Origin of the sequence: Actinacidiphila epipremni, assembly GCF_012034175.1 — a bacterium.
Lineage (GTDB): Bacteria > Actinomycetota > Actinomycetes > Streptomycetales > Streptomycetaceae > Actinacidiphila > Actinacidiphila epipremni.
In genome coordinates this window covers 34,279-50,017 of record NZ_JAATEJ010000017.1, presented here as the reverse complement: position 1 = coordinate 50,017, position 15,739 = coordinate 34,279, and the positions used below count along the sequence as shown (strand labels likewise).

Here is a 15,739-nt window from a genome sequence, read left to right as displayed (position 1 = left end):
CCTCAGCCTTTCAGGTCGGTGAGCGCTTCGGGGTCGACGGTCCCGGTGCGCTTGCGGATCTGGATGACCAGGCTCAGCAGCAGCGCGGTGACGGTCGCGCCGACGACGACATCGGTCAGGACCAGGGCCTGCACGACGGGGTCGACGACCGCGGTGCCGACGGGGATGTCGGAGAAGACCGGGGCGGTGCCGCCGCGCCGGTAGCCGATGCCGAGCAGCAGCACGTACGTCGAGGTCTGCGCGACGGCCAGGCAGCCGACGGCGTGGACCAGGTTGCGGCTGGTCACCATGCCGTAGACGCCGATCAGGAAGATCCAGCCGGCCGCGAGGAAGGGGAGGATGCTCACCGGTCGCCGTCCTTTCCGCCGCCGGCGCCGGCGCCGGCGCCGTGGTGGCGGGGTTCGTCGATCTCCACGGCCTGGTCGAGGAACTGCGCGACCAGCACGATGACGCCGGAGGCGACCTCGACGCCGACCGCGGCGTTGACCAGCGGGACCAGGCCGCCGGAGGCCAGCTGGTTGAAGGTGCCGAGCGGCAGGACGTTCTCCAGGTAGGCGGCGCCCGCGACGAGCCCGGCGAAGCCGAGCGCGGTGAAGGCGCCGGCGCCGACCGCGTCGAGCGCGGCGAACACCGCGAGGGGGCGGACCCGGCGCAGCACCCGGTAGTCGGCCGCGACATACGCCAGGTGCAGCCCGGTCGCGAGCATCACGCCGCCCTGGAAGCCGCCGCCGGGGCTCAGCTGCCCGTGCGCCACGACGTAGCCGCCGACCAGCACGGTGACCGGCAGCAGCCCGGCGCCGAGCAGCAGCGTGGAGGGCAGCACGGGGCGCGGCTGCGGGGCGGCGCGGTCCTCGTCGCGGGCCCGGCGCAGCAGGACGACGGAGCCGAGGACGGCGCCGAAGAGGATCGACTCCTCGCCGAGGGTGTCCAGGGCGCGCTGGTCGAAGTTGACCGACGACACGACGTTGGCGGTGTGCTGCCGCACGGACGCGGCGACGGCCCGGCTGCCGTACGGGTGGAGGGTGGTGCCGAAGTGCGGCAGGCCGGTGCAGGCGAGCGTGAAGATCACCGCGAAGGCGGCGGCGGCCAGCCAGAACGCGGTGGTACGGACCCGGCGGCTCACCGCCGGCTCCCCCGCCCGCCGCTGCCGGGCGGGTCGGCGGCGGCCGGACCCTCACCGGCCGGACCCTCACCGGCCGGGCCGTCGTCGCGGGGCCGGCGGCGGACCTTGCGTACCGTCAGCAGCACCAGCAGCGGGGTGATCGCGCTGCCCACGGCGAGCTGGGAGAGGGCGACGTCGGGCGCCTGCACGACGAGGAAGAGCAGCGCCAGGCAGAAGCCGAGCGCCGACAGCACCACCGACTGGCGCACCGGGTCGCGGGTGAGGGCGGCGGCGGTCGCCGCGGCCACCACCAGGACGAGGGCGGCGGCGACCAGGAAGTCCGAGGCCGCGGTGGGGGTGCTCATGCCGGCGGGTCCCCTTCGTCGGTCCCGGTGGCGTCCGGGGCCCGGCCGCCGGTGCGGATCATGGTGCGGCCGATGACGACCGTGATCACCGGCCCGGACACCGCGGTGAGCGCGCCGATGAACAGCAGCTTGACCGCGGCCCGGCCGGCGCCGGCGTCCACGGCGAGCCCCAGGCACACCAGCGGCAGGCCGAGGCTGGTGGCGGGGGCGAGCGCGTGCAGCCTGCCGTACGCGGTGGGCAGCACGGCGAGCGCCGCGGCCGACAGCAGCAGGGCGGCGGCGCCGGACCACAGCAGCGCCAGGGCGAGGACGTGCACGTCAGTCCCTCCCCGCGGCGGTTTCCCGGCGCTCGCCGGAAGGGCCGGCGCCGCCGGCGAGGCAGCGGGCGTAGACCAGCGTGGAGGTCGGCGCGAGCACGGCGGTCACCAGGGCGACGTCGACGTACGCGGTGCGGTGCAGGCCGCGCGCGGCGAGCAGGAAGAACGCGACGGCCATGGTGCCGGCCAGCGAGGTCGCCGTCAGGCGCTGCGCCGGCTCGCCGCGGCAGGCGCGCCACACGCAGGGGCCGACGCCCGCGGGCAGCAGCACGCAGGCCGCGAGCAGCCAGGCGTTCACGGCAGCCGCCGTACGCCGAGGGCGCGTTCGACGGGCGAGGGTGCGGCGGCGGGGCCGCCGAGCAGATGCACCGTCAGTTCCGGCTGCGCGCCGGGCGGTGTATGCCGGGCGATGTCGACGACGCAGGCGCCGGGCGTCGCGGAGAGCAGCACCGCCGCGACCGCCGGGTCGGCGCCGGCCGGCAGCCGCACGGTGAAGGGTGCGTCGGCGGGCGCCCGGCGCCGCAGCAGGGCGCGGGCGACGGCCGCGGTGAGCTGCCCGGTCTCCCGCAGCAGGGCGCCGGGCAGCGCGGCCAGCGCCGCGGCGGCCCTGCGGCCGGCCCGCAGCCGGGGGTGCTCGGCGCGCCGCACGGCGTCCGCGGCACCGCCGCCGAGGAGGGCGAGGCCGGCGCCGACGCCCCATTCCAGCGGTGAGACGGCGGAGATCAGCACGACGTAGAGCAGCAGAAGCAGCCCGGACCAGACGCCCACGGTGACGCCCGACGCGACCGCACGACGCCCCATCCCCGCCACCTCCCGTCCTCCCCGCGCCCACCACCCGCGAGCCCACCGCATCCACCGCTGAATCCCGTGTACACCGGCCGTCGGCCCGAGCCCCACCGACGCGCAGGACACGCCCGGCGGGCCACTCCTATGCCATGACACCGTCTGTCCCACCCCCCGAACGGGAAACCCACGCCGGGCCTGCGTCCCGGCGGCTGCGGATGCAGGCCGCTGGACGGTGCAGGCCGGCCGGGACCGAGGAGGCAGCCGGGCGTGCGCGCCGGCCGGGCCCGGCCGGCGGGCCTGCGGCTGCGGAGCCGGGCCGGGGCCGCGACCGCCGGGGCGGCCAATGCCCGCCGCGCGCGGCTGCGGGGCAGCCGGTAGGCGCCCCGCGCGAGGCGGGGAACCCGGCCCGCGGCGGGAAACCCGCGACCGGCCTGGCGGGCCGGCGGCTGCCGAGGCGGGCCGGGGCCGCGACCGCCGGGGCGGCCAAATGCCCGCCGCCCGCAGCTGCGGGGCAGCCAGTAGGCGCCCCGCGCGAGGCGGGAAACCCGCGACCGGCCGGCGGGCCGGCGGCTGCGGAGGCGGGCCGGGGCCGCGACCGCCGGGGCCGCCGATGCCCGCCGCGCGCGGCTGCGGGGCAGCCCGTGGGCGCCCCGCGCGAGGTGGGGAACCCGCGGCGGGCCGGCACCGTGCCGGGCGCGCAAGGCGTCGGCCGCCGGCAAGGCCGCGGTGGCGGTCAGCTGTCGTCGGCCTCGTCCTGGCGGGCCACCGCGCGGTCGACGGCCTGGCGGCGTTCGCGGGCGCGGGCCCGTTCGGCGCTGTCGGCGTCGACGATGTCGAGGAAGATCTCGTCGAACGCCGGGCACCTGCGGCGCAGTTCGTCCTTGATGCGGACGCTGACCTCCTCGACCCGCTCGCTGTCGATGCCCTCGCGCAGGTCCACCCGGGCGGCCAGCAGCGCGGTGTCCACGCCGAGCCGCATGGTCAGCAGCGCGGTGACCGTGTCGATCTCCGGCTGCTCGGCGAGGATGCCGTACGCCTCCTGCTGCTGGCGCGGGTCGACGGCCTGGCCGACCAGCTGGTCGCGGGCGGCGCGGCCGAGGCCGTACGCGACGAGGACCAGCAGCACGGCGATCGCGAAGGCCGCGCCGGCCTCCCAGCGCTGGGAGCCGCTGAGCTGGTGGCCCAGCACACCGCCGGCGGCGAGCAGCACGCCGAGCACGGCGGTGGCGTCCTCGGCGAAGACGGTGCGTACGGTCGGGTCCTCGCTCCTGGCGACCTCCCGGACCAGGGTCCGGCCGTGCGCCCGGGCGCGGCCCTTCAGGTGCCGCACCGCCCGCAGCAGCGAGCTGCCCTCGGCGACCAGCGACACGCCGAGCACGGCGTAGGTGGCGACGAATTCGGTGGTGGACTGCTTCTCCGGGGTGATCCAGGCGTGCACGCCCTGGTAGAAGGAGAAGCAGCCGCCGGTGACGAAGATGCCGACCGCGGCGAGCAGCGCCCAGAAGAAGCGCTCCTTGCCGTAGCCGAAGGGGTGCCGCGCGTCGGCCCTGCGGCGGCTGCGCCGCACCGAGGCGAGCAGGAAGATCTCGTTGAGCGTGTCGGCGACGGAGTGCGCGGCCTCCGCGAGCAGCGCCGGCGAGGCGGTGAGGGCGCCGGTGACCGCCTTGGCGAGGGTGATCACCACATTGGCGAGCAGCGCGATGAGCACCGTGCCGGTGGTCTCGCCGTCGTCGCCCTTCTTCGCGCCCGCCGTGCCGCCGTCCGCGGCCGGGCCGCTGCGTCCCTTCGTCATGGCCGGGCGCGTACCCGCGGTACGGGCCGGCAACCAGGCGGTCACCCGTACGCGGGGCGCGGGGCCGGTTTCAGGCCGGGCGGGCGGTGCGGCGCGGGGTGCCCCAGGGCACGGGGGGCGCGGAGGGCTGCGCGGGCACCGGCGCGGGTGGCGGCGGCGGGACGGAGTGCGGGAAGGCCTCGTCGCAGTGCGTGAGGTCCAGCACGCGGGCCACCGCGGGCGACACCGCGGTGACGGTCAGCTCGGCCCCGGCGGCGCGGGCGCCGCTGCGGGCCCGCAGCAGCGCGTTGAGCCCGGCGCAGTCGAAGAACTCCGCCCCGGTGAGGTCGAGGTCGACACCCCGCGGGCCGGCCTGCAGGCAGTCGGCGAGGACCTGGTGGAGCGTGTCGGCGCAGTCGAGGTCGACCTCGCCCTCGACGCGGACGCGGATGCGCTCGCCGTCCTCTACCGTCCGGATGGTGAGTCCGGAGCGCAGGTGCCTGACCACCCGTGGGCCCGCGGCGGCCGTCGCCGACGCGACGTCGCCGGGCTGCGCGCGCTCGCGCGGGTGGTCCCCTGCACGTGCCATAGAGTGCGCCCTCCTGGGTCTGCGGTGGTGTGCGGTGCCGTGTGTGGTGCCGACCGCGGCGAGACCAGCCTGTGGCGTCGGCGCGACGACTGTCAAGCTATACGCGAAATCCTATTCGTGTTTGCGCTGACCTGAATCCGACGTCGTACGATATCGCCATGGATGACGTCGCCCGCCCCCGGACCGGATGGACCTTCCTGACCAACCACGCCCGCGTCCTGGCCGCCATCGCCCGGTCGCCGGCGATCCGGGTCCGGGACATCGCGGGTCAGTGCATGCTGACCGAGCGCGCCGTCCAGAAGATCATCTCGGATCTGGAGTCGGACGGGTACCTCACCCACACCCGGGTGGGCCGCACCAACACCTACGAAATCCCGACGGGGACGTTTTTGCGCCACCCCGCGGACGCCGGCGCCCCGGTCGCGGCGCTGCTCGCCCTGTTCTCGCTGGACTCCGACCCCGACCAGCAGGCCCGCGCGAGCGGCGCGGCGTAAAGGGGCATACCGGTCGCGCGGCCGGGCACCCGTGGGGGAACGGCACACCCACGAGAGGAGCAGCCCATGGCCGGCAACGATCTCCAGGGGCGCAGGGTCCTCGCCGTCGTCACGAACTACGGCGTGGAGCAGGACGAACTGGTCGTCCCGGTGGAGCACCTGCGGGGCAACGGGGCCGAGGTCGAGATCGCCGCGGTGTCCGACGAGCCCGTGCAGACCCTGGTGGGCGACAAGGACCCGGGCCGCAAGGTCTCGCCGACAACGACCCTCGACGACGCCGACCCCGGGCCGTACGACCTGCTGCTGATACCGGGCGGCGCGCTCAACGCCGACCACCTGCGGATGAACGGCAAGGCTGTCGCGGCGGTGCGGTCCTTCGCCTCCTCCGGCCGGCCGGTGGCGGCAATCTGCCACGGCCCGTGGGCGCTGGTCGAGGCCGACGTGGTGCGCGGCAAGACGATGACGTCGTACGCGTCGCTGCGCACCGACGTCACCAACGCCGGCGGCCGGTGGGTGGACCGCTCGGTGGTCAGCGACGACACCGGCGGCTGGACGCTGGTGACGTCCCGCACGCCGAAGGACCTGGACGACTTCCTCCGGGAGACCGAGGCGGCGCTGGTCACCTCGCCCTGAGGGGCGCGCGCATGGCGATCAGGGCGCACCTGCGCGCCGTCCACCTGCCCTCGCCCCCGCCGGCCGCGCGACGCGGCGCCGGGGAGGGCGAGGTGCACCGGTGGTGGACGCTGACGGCGGTGTGCGTCGGCACGTTCATGCTGCTGCTGGACATCACCATCGTGAACGTGGCGCTGCCGGACGTGCAGCGCGACCTGCACAGCAGCTTCTCCGACCTGCAGTGGGTCGTCGACGCCTACGCCCTCACCCTCGCCTCGACCCTGCTGACCTGCGGCTCGCTGGCCGACCTGTTCGGGCGCAGACGCGCGTACCTGGCGGGCCTGGCCGTCTTCACCGTCGCCTCGCTGCTGTGCGGCATGGCGTCCGGCACGCTGTTCCTGGAGCTGGCCCGCGGTCTGCAGGGCGTCGGCGGGGCCGCGATGTTCGCGGTGTCGCTGGCGCTGCTGGCCGAGACCTTCCGCGGCAAGGACCGGGGGCTCGCCTTCGGGGTGTGGGGCGCGGTCACCGGCCTGGCCGTCGCGGTCGGGCCGGTCGTCGGCGGCGCGCTGACCTCCGGGATCTCCTGGCGCTGGATCTTCTACGTCAACGTGCCCGTCGGGCTGTTCGCGCTCGCGGTGACCTGGGCCCGGGTGCGCGAGTCGCGCGACCCGCGTCCGCGGCGGCCGGACTGGTGGGGCTTTGCGACCTTCACCGGCTCGCTCGCCTTCCTGGTCTTCGCGCTCATCAAGTCCGGTGAGACCAGCTTCTCCGACCCGCTGGTGCTGGGCTGCTTCGCGGCGGCGGCGGTGCTGCTCGTGGTGTTCCTGGTTGTCGAGAGCGCCGGCCGGGAGCCGATGCTCGACCTGTCGCTGCTGCGCAAGCCCACCTTCTCGGGCGGGCTGATCGCGGCCTTCTGCATGTCGGCGTCGATCTTCGCGATGTTCCTCTATCTGACGCTCTACCTGCAGGACGTGCTGGGCTACTCCGCCTTCGGCACGGGCCTGCGGCTGCTGACGGCCTCCGCGGCGATCTTCGTGGTGGCTGCCGTCTCCGGGCGGCTGTCGTCGCGGGTGCCGGTACGGCTGCTCATCGGGCCGGGCGGCATCGTCATCGGCCTCGGCCTGCTGTGGATGCGCGGCCTGGACGCCGGCTCGTCATGGACGCACCTGGTGCCCGGCCTGCTGCTGGCCGGGGTGGGCATCGGGCTGATCAACCCGCCGCTGGCCTCGACCGCGGTGGGCGTGGTGCCCGCCCGGCGGGCCGGGATGGCCTCGGGCATCAGCTCCACCTCCCGGCAGGTGGGGGTCGCGACCGGCATCGCGCTGCTGGGCTCGCTGTTCGCCACCCGGGTGCAGTCGGTGGTGGCCGAGCAGCTCGGCCGCATCCCCGGCCTCGGCGCCCGCGCCCCGCAGATCGCCTCGTCGCTGACCGACGGCGAGTTCTCCGCCGCCCTGGCGCAGGTCCCGGCGCGGCAGCGCCCGGCGGCGGCCGTCGCCGCCCGCGCCGCCTTCACCTCGGGCCTGGACCACATCCTGCTGGTCGCGGCGGTCATCGCGCTGGCCGGCGGGGTGCTGTCCCTGCTGCTCATCCGCGGCAGCGACTTCGTCTCCCCCACCGAGGGCGACTGACCTCCCGCGGGGCACCCGCCAGCGCTGCTCGGCACGCCGGTGTGGAACCGGCGCGACCGGGGCGCCGCCGAGCCGCAGCCGTGCCGGCCGGCGGGCCGGGCGTAGGGTCGGCGCATGCTGGTGTGGATCAACGGGCCGTTCGGCGGCGGCAAGACGGCGACCGCGTACGAGCTGGCGCGCCGGCTGCCCGGCAGCGTGGTGTGCGACCCGGAGCATGTGGGTTTCGGGCTGCACCGGGCGCTGCCGCGGGAGCTGCGCGGCGACTTCCAGGACCTGCGGGCGTGGCGGGACGGCGTCGTGGAGGTGCTGGACCTCGCCGCGGTCCGCCATCCGGGGACGGTGATCGTGCCGATGACGGTGGTCGAGCCGGCGTACTTCGAGCAGACGGTGGGCCGGCTGCGCGAGCGCGGCCATGACGTACGGCACTTCGCGCTGCTCGCCGAAAGGCCCACGGTGGTGCGCCGGCTGCGCGAGCGCGGCCTCGGGCGGGCGGTGCGGGTGCTGCGCGGGACGGAGGCGGCGCTGCGGCGGGAGAGCTTCGCCCTGCGCAAGCTCGACCTGTGCCTGGAGCGGCTGCGCGACCCGCGGTTCGCCGAGCACCTGTGGACCGACCGCATCGGGGTGCCCGAGGTCGCCTCGCGGGTCGCCGCGTCGGCCGGCCTGTCGCTGGAGCCCAACACCGACAGCGCGCTGCGCGGACGTATCCGGCGGGCCGGGGTCAGCGTCCGGCACATCCGCTTCGACTGAGCCCCGCGCCCTTGCGGCGGCCTCGGCGAGCCGCCCGGCCGCGGGCGGTGGCGGCATCGCATAGTCGGTGGCGGGACATGACACGACGGACGGGACAGGAGGCCAGCCGTGGCCGCACCGCGGATCGACTACCGGGCGGTGTTCGCCGTGACGCCGAGCCCCAACCTGCTGCTGACGCCGGACTTCGTGGCCGTGGACGTCAACGACGCCTATCTGCGGGTCACCGGCCGCACCCGGGAGGAGCTGGTCGGCCGGGACATCTTCGACGTCCACCCCGACAACCCCGACAACCCGGACGCCGACGGGGTCCGCAACCTCCAGGCGTCGCTGCGGCGGGTGCTGCACTCCAAGCGGCCGGACACGATGGCCGTGCAGCGGTACGACATCCCGGCCCCCGGCGGGCAGCAGCGGCGCTTCGTGTCGAAGTGGTGGTCGCCGATCAACATCCCGGTGCTCGCGCCCGACGGATCGGTGCGCTGCATCATCCACCGGGTGGAGGACATGACCGACTTCATGGAGAGCCAGCAGGACGATCCGGGCACCTCCGGCGTCCCGGTCGAGGGCATGGAGGCCGAGCTCTACACGCGCGGGCAGGAGCTGCAGCGGTTCAACGACGAGCTGCGGGTGGCCCACGCCCGCGAGCGGCAGATCGCCCTCACCCTCCAGCAGGCGATGCTGCACTCCCCGGACCTCGCCGGGCACCGCGAGATCGCCCTGCGCTACATGCCGGCGGTGCGGTCGATGAACGTGTGCGGCGACTGGTACGACGTGGTGGACCTGTCGGAGGACACCTTCACCGTCGCGGTCGGCGATGTCGTCGGCCACGGGCTGGAGGCCGCGGCCATCATGGGGATGCTCCGCAGCGCCCTGTCCGCGGCGGTGCGCGCCATCCCCGAGCCGGGCCGGGCGATGGACGTGCTGGGCCGTTACGCCCGTACGTTCGACAGCGCGCTGGCCACGACCGCCGCGAAGGCCGTCGTCGACACCCGCGCCCGCCGGATCACGTACACCAGCGCCGGCCACCCGCCGCCGCTGCTGTGCGGCACCGACGGCTCGGTCGCCGTGCTGGACAAGGCCACCGACCCGCCGCTCGGGGTCCGCATGGACGACGGCCCGCGTCCGCAGGCCACGGTGCCCTACCGCCCGGGCGCCACCCTCGTGCTCTACACCGACGGGCTCATCGAGCGCCGCGGCGAGGACATCGACACCGGGCTGCAGCGCCTCGTCGACACCCTCGCCGCCCACAGCTCGCTCGGCCCCGACGCCCTGGCCGACACCCTGCTCTCCCGGCTGGGCGTCCCGAACGGCGGGCTGGACGACATCGCGCTGATCGTCGTGCGGCTGTAGCGCCGCCGGCGGTCACCTGCCGTGCGGGTCGAGGTGGTTGACGGTGGCGACGACCTCGTCGTAGTCGCCGCGCGCCTCGCCGTAGCGCAGGAACTTCACCTGCTCGACCTGGATCTCCTTGGCGTCCGGCCGGGTCGCGAGGAGTTCCACGGCCTCGGCGACGAAGTCCTCCAGCGGCATCGCGAACTCGCTGGACTCCTGCCCGGGCAGCAGCGCGGTGCGCACCGACGGCGGCACGAGCTCGACGACCTTCACGGTGGTGTCGGCCAGCTGGAGCCGCAGCGACTCGCTGAGCATGTGGATCGCGGCCTTGGAGGCGTTGTAGCTGGGGGTGATCCGCAGCGGGGTGAAGGCCAGTCCCGAGGAGACGGTCATGATCGTGGCGTCCGGCCGGCTCTGCAGGTGCTCGACGAACGCGGCGATCAGCCGGATCGGGCCGAGCACATTGGTGGTGACGACCGACTCCGCCGAGGCGAGGAAGTCCGCGGGCCGGTGCCAGTCCTCGATGTGCATGATGCCGGCCATGGTGACCAGGACGTTCAGGTCCGGGTAGCGGGCCAGGACGTCCTCGGTGGCGACCCGGATGCTCGCCGGGTCGGTCGTGTCGATCACGACGGTGCCGAGCCCGGGGTGCTCGGCGGCGATCCGGTCGAGCAGCTCGGTGCGCCGGCCGCCCACGACGACGGTGTTGCCCCGGGCGTGCAGCGCCAGCGCGAGGGCCAGGCCGATGCCGCTGGTGGAGCCCGGGATGAAGACGGTGTTGCCGGAGATGTTCATGGCCATGACGCTAGGCAGCCGCCGGCGGGGCGGGCAGGGAGCGCTGATCGGGGGATCGGCGGTCCCTGGTTCGCGCCGGGCGGCGTCCGATAATGGAGTGCATGGACCGTGACGCACTGGCCGCTTTCCTGCGGCGCCGCCGCGAGGAGCTGCAGCCCGAGGACGTGGGGATGGCGCCCGGCGTCCGCCGCCGGGCCACCGGGCTGCGCCGCGAGGAGGTGGCGACGCTCGCGGTGATGTCCATCGACTACTACACCCGCCTGGAGCAGCGGCGCGGCCCGCAGCCCAGTGAGCAGATGCTCGCCGCGCTCGCCCGGGCGCTGCGGCTGACCGCCGCCGAGCGCGACTACCTCTTCCGGGTCGCGGGCCACAACCCGCCGGCCGCGTCCTGGGCCGCCGCCGCGCATGTCGCCCCGGCGCTGCTGCGGGTGCTGGACCGGCTGGACGACTCCCCGGCGCTGGTGGTCTCCAGCCTGGGCGAGACGCTGGCGCAGAACCGGCTGGCCGCGGCGCTGTTCGGCGACGCCTCGCGGCATACGGGCCTGGCGCGCAGCGAGGCCTACCGCTGGTTCACCGATCCGGCCGAGCGGGTCCGCTACCCGGAGGCCGACCGGGACCGGCACAGCCGCGCCCTGGTCGCGGGCCTGCGGGCCGCGCACGCGTCGATGGGCCCGGCCTCGCCCGCCGGTGAGCTGGTCCGCGCGCTGCGGGCCAGGAGCGCGGAGTTCGCCGCGCTGTGGGAGCGGCACGAGGTGGCCCGGCGCTTCGAGGACCACAAGACCCTGGTCCACCCCGAGCTCGGCCCGATCGAGCTGGACTGCCAGGCGCTGTTCACCGAGGACCAGCACCAGGCGCTGGTCGTGCTGACCGCGCCGCCGCGCAGCGAGGGGTACGACAAACTGCGGCTGCTCGGCGTGCTGGGCCACGAGCGCTTCGGCGAACCCGCCCGCTGAGCCCTCCCCCGCGCGCCTGGCCGGGGAGGGCCTAAACCGCTGGCGGTACGGGGCGGGGGCCGGGCAGGGTGGGGCGATGCTGATCAGGGAAGCCGAGGAAGCGGACTGGGCGGCGATCTGGCCGTTCTTCCGGCGCATCGTCACCGAGGGCGAGACGTTCACCTACCCGCCGGACATGACGCCGGAGCAGGGCCGCGCGTGGTGGATGCTGGCGGCGCCGTTCCGTACGGTCGTCGCGGTCGACGAGGCCGGGGCGGTCGCCGGCACGGCGAAGATGAACCGCAACCACATGGGGAACGGCTCGCACATCGCGAGTGCCAGCTACATGGTCGACCCGGCGCACCGGGGGCGGGGGGTCGGGCGGGCGCTGTGCGCGTACTCGGTGGAGTGGGCGCGGGCGCAGGGCTACCGGGCGATGCAGTTCAACGCGGTCGTGGAGAGCAATGTGCACGCCGTCGCGCTCTACCGCTCGCTGGGCTTCGAGGTCATCGGGACGCTGCCGGAGGGCTTCCGGCATCCGCGGCTGGGGTATGTGGGGCTGCACATCATGCATCTGGCGCTGTGACCGCTCCCGGACCGCGGGCGCGGCCACAGCGCGACGGGCCGCGCCCCCGCGTGTCGGGGGGCGCGGCCCGTGGGCTTCTTTCCTGCGGTCAGCCGGCGCTGCGGCCGTAGCGGCGGCGGAAGCGCTCGACGCGGCCCGCGGTGTCGAGCTCGCGGGCCCGGCCGGTGTAGAAGGGGTGGCTGGCCGAGGAGATCTCCACGTCGATGACGGGGTACGTCTTTCCGTCGGTCCATTCCACCGTGCGGTCGGAGCTCGCGGTGGACCTGGTCAGGAAGGCCAGGTCGCCGGCCTTGTCGCGGAAGACGACGGGACGGGTCTCGGGGTGGATGCCGTGCTTCATGGGTGTCCTCTCGCGGGTCGGGACCGGTGTGCTGCGCGGGCGTCGCGATGGCGCCGCGGCGGTCAGCGCTCTTCGCGGAAGAGCACGTGCGCGCGGGCGACCGGGTCGTACTTCAGCAGCGTCAGCCGGTCGGGGTTGTTGCGCCGGTTCTTGCGGGTCACGTAGCTGTGACCGGTACCGGCGGTGGAGCGCAGCGTGACGACGGGGCGCTGTTCGCTGCGGGCCATGGGACCACCTCTCTCCGACATGGAAGTCGTTTTCGTCGTGCGAGGGCGTCAACGCAGAGGGCCGGCGGCGCATTCCCGCCCGCCGGGAGAGGCGGCGGCGGGCGGGAGAGCGGGGCTCACAGGGCCGGCGGCTCCGGTGCGGGCGGGGCGAAGACGGTGAAGCGCCCGCCGTCCGGGTCGCACAGGTCCGCCCACGGGCCGTCCGGCCCCTCGCCGGTGGCGAGCACGGTGGCGCCCAGCGTGCGCGCGGTCTCCACGGTGGAGGGCACGTCCCGGACGGGGAAGTGCACCGACCAGTGCGGGCGCGCGGCCGGGTCGGGGGCGGCCTCGACGGCGCCGGAGTAGATCCGGGCGACGACGCTGCCGCCGGTGCGCACGACGACCTCGGACTGCTCCGGCTCGTAGCTCACCGAGCAGCCGTCGCCGTCGCCGTCCGCCCACTGGAGGACGCCGCCGTAGAAGATCGCCGCCTCGAAGGCGTCCCGGGTGTGCAGCCGGACGACGACCGGGCCGCGGTCGTGCCAGGACTCCCAGCCGCCGGGCAGCCGGCCGTCCCACACGCCGAAGACCGCGCCGTCCCGGTCGGCGGCCAGCGCCGCGCGGCCGGAGGCGAAGGAGACCGGGCCCAGTGCGACGGTGGCGCTGCGCTCGCGGATCCGGGCGGTCGCCTCGTCGATCTGCGGGACGGCGAAGAAGGGCGTCCAGACCACGGCGACCTGCATGTCGCCGGCGACCGCGCCGATCGTGGCGACCGGGTGGCCGTCGCTGAGGGCGACGGCGAAGCGGGTGCCGAGCGTGGTGGAGCGGAACTCCCAGCCGAGCACCGTGCCGTAGAACTTCTCGGCGGCGGCCAGGTCGCGGGCCGAGAGGCTGACCCAGCAGGGCGCTCCGCGCGCCACGTCCGCGCCGGTCTCGCCGGCCTGGTGGGCGCGGGTGTGCGACGGCTGTCGCCGGGTCATCGCACCGACTCCGTTCCATGGGGGGTGAGGGGCCCCGGGCGCGGCGGCCCGGGGATGGCGTCGCAGCACCTGCCCGTTTTCCCGCCGATCATGCGGGCGGATTTCGGCTCGCGCCAGCCGGGCGGCGCACCGTCAGCCCGGTGCACTGCCAGTGCAGCTCGTCGGTGCCGGGCGCGGGCGGCAGATGGCCGTAGGCGCCGGCGGCGACGCTGACGCACACCACGGGCCAGGCCCGCCAGTGCGGGCCGACACCGCGGTGGTCGGCGAACAGCAGCCGGCCGTCCACATACCACTCGACGTTGCCCGCGCCGAGGACGACGCGCAGCGCGAAGGGGCGGCCGGGGGTGACGGCGTCCTCGGCGTAGTGGCCGGCGGCGCGGACGTGGTTGGTCAGCTCCAGCAGGCGGGGGTTGGTGGCGTGGTATTCGAAGGCGTCGACCTCGCCGTGGCCGGGCTGCGGGCCGCCGCGGGTGTCGCGGCCCCATGTCCACAGCGCGGGCCAGGCGCCCTGGACGTCGTGGACGGTGCAGGTGGCGCTCAGTTCGTCGCCGGGGAGCAGCTCGAAGCCGCCGGGGGCGTATTCGGTGGAGACCAGGGCGGTGTGCCAGCCGCCGTCGCGGGCGCGGCGGGCGGTGAAGACGCCGGCGGCGGTGGGGGCGTAGCCGGGGCCGATCTCGTCGAGCTTGTTGTCGCCGGGGTTGCGCCCGTCCGGCGGGTAGGCGGAGGTGCGGCCGACCGCCCAGGCGGTGCGGTCGGTGAAGGGGGCGTCGAAGACCACCGCGGGGGTGGGGCCGTCGGTCATGCGGGGCTCCCTGCTGGTGGCCGGAATTGCCCCTATTCAATCGGGTTCGGCCGGGCGCCCGTAAGCGGCGTGCGGAAGCGCACCCCCGGCGCGGACCGCCCGGCGCGCGCCCCCCTGGGTCGGGGGTACGGGCCCGGCGCCGGGCAGGCCGTGCGCCCCCGGCGCCGGCCCGGGGACGTACGGCATGCCCGGCGGGTCATGCGGGCGCGGTGGCCGCCCGGGCCTTCGCGACGGCGCGGCGGGTGTCGGCCTCCACGAGGTCGGCGTTGATCGCGGCGGCGGCGCGCACGCCCGCGGCAGCCGCGCCGATGACCTGCTCGGTCAGGTTGGCGACGTTGCCGGCCACCCACACGCCGGGCACGGCGGTCGCGCCGGCCGGGTCCGCGGGGATGCGGGTGCCCATCACGTACTCCCCCATGCGCTGCTCCTCCGCCTCCAGGCCGAGGCCGCGCAGGATGCCGGCGTTGGCCGTGAAGCGCGGGGCGACGGCCAGGGCGTCGGCCGCGATCCGCCGCCCGCCGGCCAGTTCGACGGCGGCGAGCCGCCCGCCCTCGGCGACGAGCCGGATCACCTCGCCGTCGACGACGCTCACGCCGCGCGCGGCGAGCCGCTCGTACGTCTCGTCGTCCGGTTCGGGCGCGGTGTGCAGGAAGAGGGTGACGCGGTCGGTCCACTGCCGCCACAGCAGCGCCTGGTGCGCGGCCATGGGGCCGGTGCCGAGGACGCCCACGGCCCGGTCGCGCACCTCCCAGCCGTGGCAGTACGGGCAGTGCAGCACGTCGCGGCCCCACAGCTGTGCCAGGCCCGGGACGGCGGGCAGTTCGTCGGTCAGGCCGGTGGTGACCAGCAGCCGGCTCGCGGTCAGGGTCGTGCCGTCGTCGAGGGTGACCAGGAAGCCGCCGCCCGGGCGGCGCTCGGCGGCGGTGGCGGTCCCCCGGCGGATCCGGCCGCCGTAGCCCTCGACCTCGGCCCGGCCGGCGGCCAGCAGCTGCGCGGGCGGGGTGCCCTCGCGGGCGAGATAGGTGTGCACGCCCGACGCGGGGGCGTTGCGCGGCGCTCCGGCGTCGATGACCAGGACCGAGCGGCGGGCGCGGGCCAGGGTTGCCGCACCGGCAAGTCCGGCGGCGCCGCCGCCGAGCACCAGGGCCTCGACGTCGGCTTGGGCTTCGGCTGCGGCTCGGGGCTCGGGCGCGGCTGCGGCTCCGGGCTCGGGCGCGGCTTCGGGCCTGGGCTCGGCTTCGGGCTGCGGATGGTGGTTCGTCATGTCGTCTGCCTCCTCGTCGGCGATCGTCGGCGAGGAGGGCGGAAAACGGCAAACAACATTGCCGGATCAGCAAAGCCCCAGGCGGCGGGGCCGG

The 15,739-nt window shown here is 75.6% G+C and carries 21 protein-coding genes; 7 read left to right on the top strand and 14 right to left on the bottom strand.

Annotated features, from left to right (window positions below):
* Positions 1-2: 2 nt before the first annotated feature.
* The 8 genes from HCN08_RS20560 to HCN08_RS20525 all read right to left on the bottom strand — a co-directional run bounded on the left by HCN08_RS20560 (position 3) and on the right by HCN08_RS20525 (position 4,930).
* Complete coding sequence (locus tag HCN08_RS20560) at positions 3-347, bottom strand: sodium:proton antiporter (RefSeq protein WP_167984645.1); 345 nt, start codon at positions 345-347, stop codon at positions 3-5.
* A complete protein-coding gene (locus tag HCN08_RS20555; protein ID WP_167984644.1) occupies positions 344-1,123 on the bottom strand; it encodes an MnhB domain-containing protein in 780 nt (259 codons plus the stop codon). The genes HCN08_RS20560 and HCN08_RS20555 overlap by 4 nt, the downstream gene beginning before the upstream one ends.
* Positions 1,120-1,467: a Na(+)/H(+) antiporter subunit B gene (locus HCN08_RS20550; RefSeq protein WP_167984643.1), complete on the bottom strand. Its 348-nt coding sequence runs from the start codon at positions 1,465-1,467 to the stop codon at positions 1,120-1,122. The genes HCN08_RS20555 and HCN08_RS20550 overlap by 4 nt, the downstream gene beginning before the upstream one ends.
* On the bottom strand, positions 1,464-1,784 hold the full coding sequence (locus HCN08_RS20545) for a cation:proton antiporter (protein ID WP_167984642.1): 321 nt from the start codon (positions 1,782-1,784) through the stop codon (positions 1,464-1,466). Before HCN08_RS20545 ends, HCN08_RS20550 begins: the two co-directional genes overlap by 4 nt.
* Position 1,785: 1 nt before the next feature.
* A complete protein-coding gene (locus HCN08_RS35560; RefSeq protein WP_167984641.1) occupies positions 1,786-2,082 on the bottom strand; it encodes a monovalent cation/H+ antiporter complex subunit F in 297 nt (98 codons plus the stop codon).
* Entirely contained in the window at positions 2,079-2,585 is a 507-nt protein-coding gene (locus HCN08_RS20535) for a Na+/H+ antiporter subunit E (RefSeq protein WP_167984640.1), read from the bottom strand. Before HCN08_RS20535 ends, HCN08_RS35560 begins: the two co-directional genes overlap by 4 nt.
* Before the next feature lie 718 nt (positions 2,586-3,303).
* A complete protein-coding gene (locus tag HCN08_RS20530) occupies positions 3,304-4,362 on the bottom strand; it encodes a cation diffusion facilitator family transporter (protein ID WP_167984639.1) in 1,059 nt (352 codons plus the stop codon).
* A gap of 70 nt (positions 4,363-4,432) precedes the next feature.
* The gene (locus HCN08_RS20525; protein ID WP_167984638.1) at positions 4,433-4,930 is read right to left on the bottom strand and encodes an STAS domain-containing protein; all 498 of its coding nucleotides are present in this window, start codon (positions 4,928-4,930) and stop codon (positions 4,433-4,435) included.
* 158 nt (positions 4,931-5,088) lie between these two features.
* On the opposite strand from HCN08_RS20525, the gene HCN08_RS20520 reads away from it, so the two are divergent.
* From HCN08_RS20520 to HCN08_RS20500, 5 genes are all read left to right on the top strand, one after another.
* Positions 5,089-5,424: a helix-turn-helix transcriptional regulator gene (locus tag HCN08_RS20520; protein ID WP_167984637.1), complete on the top strand. Its 336-nt coding sequence runs from the start codon at positions 5,089-5,091 to the stop codon at positions 5,422-5,424.
* 66 nt (positions 5,425-5,490) lie between these two features.
* A complete protein-coding gene (locus HCN08_RS20515) occupies positions 5,491-6,057 on the top strand; it encodes a type 1 glutamine amidotransferase domain-containing protein (protein WP_167984636.1) in 567 nt (188 codons plus the stop codon).
* Positions 6,058-6,068: 11 nt separating this feature from the next.
* Positions 6,069-7,664: an MFS transporter gene (locus HCN08_RS20510; RefSeq protein ID WP_167984635.1), complete on the top strand. Its 1,596-nt coding sequence runs from the start codon at positions 6,069-6,071 to the stop codon at positions 7,662-7,664.
* A gap of 114 nt (positions 7,665-7,778) precedes the next feature.
* The gene (locus HCN08_RS20505) at positions 7,779-8,411 is read left to right on the top strand and encodes an AAA family ATPase (RefSeq protein ID WP_167984634.1); all 633 of its coding nucleotides are present in this window, start codon (positions 7,779-7,781) and stop codon (positions 8,409-8,411) included.
* 108 nt (positions 8,412-8,519) lie between these two features.
* Positions 8,520-9,758, top strand: a complete 1,239-nt coding sequence (locus HCN08_RS20500; RefSeq protein WP_167984633.1) for a PP2C family protein-serine/threonine phosphatase — start codon at positions 8,520-8,522, stop codon at positions 9,756-9,758.
* Between the two features lie 12 nt (positions 9,759-9,770).
* Here the strand turns inward: HCN08_RS20500 and HCN08_RS20495 are convergent, their stop codons facing one another.
* Positions 9,771-10,535 (bottom strand): SDR family oxidoreductase, encoded by a 765-nt coding sequence (locus tag HCN08_RS20495; RefSeq protein ID WP_167984632.1) that lies wholly within the window; start codon positions 10,533-10,535, stop codon positions 9,771-9,773.
* A 101-nt stretch (positions 10,536-10,636) separates the two neighbouring features.
* Here HCN08_RS20495 and HCN08_RS20490 point away from each other — a divergent pair, with 101 nt between their 5' ends.
* Together HCN08_RS20490 and HCN08_RS20485 are read left to right on the top strand one after the other, a co-directional pair.
* Entirely contained in the window at positions 10,637-11,488 is an 852-nt protein-coding gene (locus tag HCN08_RS20490) for a helix-turn-helix transcriptional regulator (protein WP_167984631.1), read from the top strand.
* Between the two features lie 76 nt (positions 11,489-11,564).
* Positions 11,565-12,053, top strand: a complete 489-nt coding sequence (locus HCN08_RS20485) for a GNAT family N-acetyltransferase (RefSeq protein ID WP_167984630.1) — start codon at positions 11,565-11,567, stop codon at positions 12,051-12,053.
* 88 nt (positions 12,054-12,141) lie between these two features.
* Here the strand turns inward: HCN08_RS20485 and HCN08_RS20480 are convergent, their stop codons facing one another.
* From HCN08_RS20480 to HCN08_RS20460, 5 genes are all read right to left on the bottom strand, one after another.
* Positions 12,142-12,393: a type B 50S ribosomal protein L31 gene (locus HCN08_RS20480; RefSeq protein ID WP_167984629.1), complete on the bottom strand. Its 252-nt coding sequence runs from the start codon at positions 12,391-12,393 to the stop codon at positions 12,142-12,144.
* Positions 12,394-12,455: 62 nt separating this feature from the next.
* Positions 12,456-12,620: a 50S ribosomal protein L33 gene (gene rpmG, locus HCN08_RS20475; RefSeq protein WP_167984628.1), complete on the bottom strand. Its 165-nt coding sequence runs from the start codon at positions 12,618-12,620 to the stop codon at positions 12,456-12,458.
* A 116-nt stretch (positions 12,621-12,736) separates the two neighbouring features.
* On the bottom strand, positions 12,737-13,579 hold the full coding sequence (locus HCN08_RS20470) for a VOC family protein (protein WP_167984627.1): 843 nt from the start codon (positions 13,577-13,579) through the stop codon (positions 12,737-12,739).
* A gap of 88 nt (positions 13,580-13,667) precedes the next feature.
* Complete coding sequence (locus HCN08_RS20465) at positions 13,668-14,381, bottom strand: LamG domain-containing protein (RefSeq protein WP_167984626.1); 714 nt, start codon at positions 14,379-14,381, stop codon at positions 13,668-13,670.
* A 196-nt stretch (positions 14,382-14,577) separates the two neighbouring features.
* Positions 14,578-15,645 (bottom strand): NAD(P)/FAD-dependent oxidoreductase, encoded by a 1,068-nt coding sequence (locus HCN08_RS20460; protein ID WP_167984625.1) that lies wholly within the window; start codon positions 15,643-15,645, stop codon positions 14,578-14,580.
* Positions 15,646-15,739 lie beyond the last annotated feature (94 nt).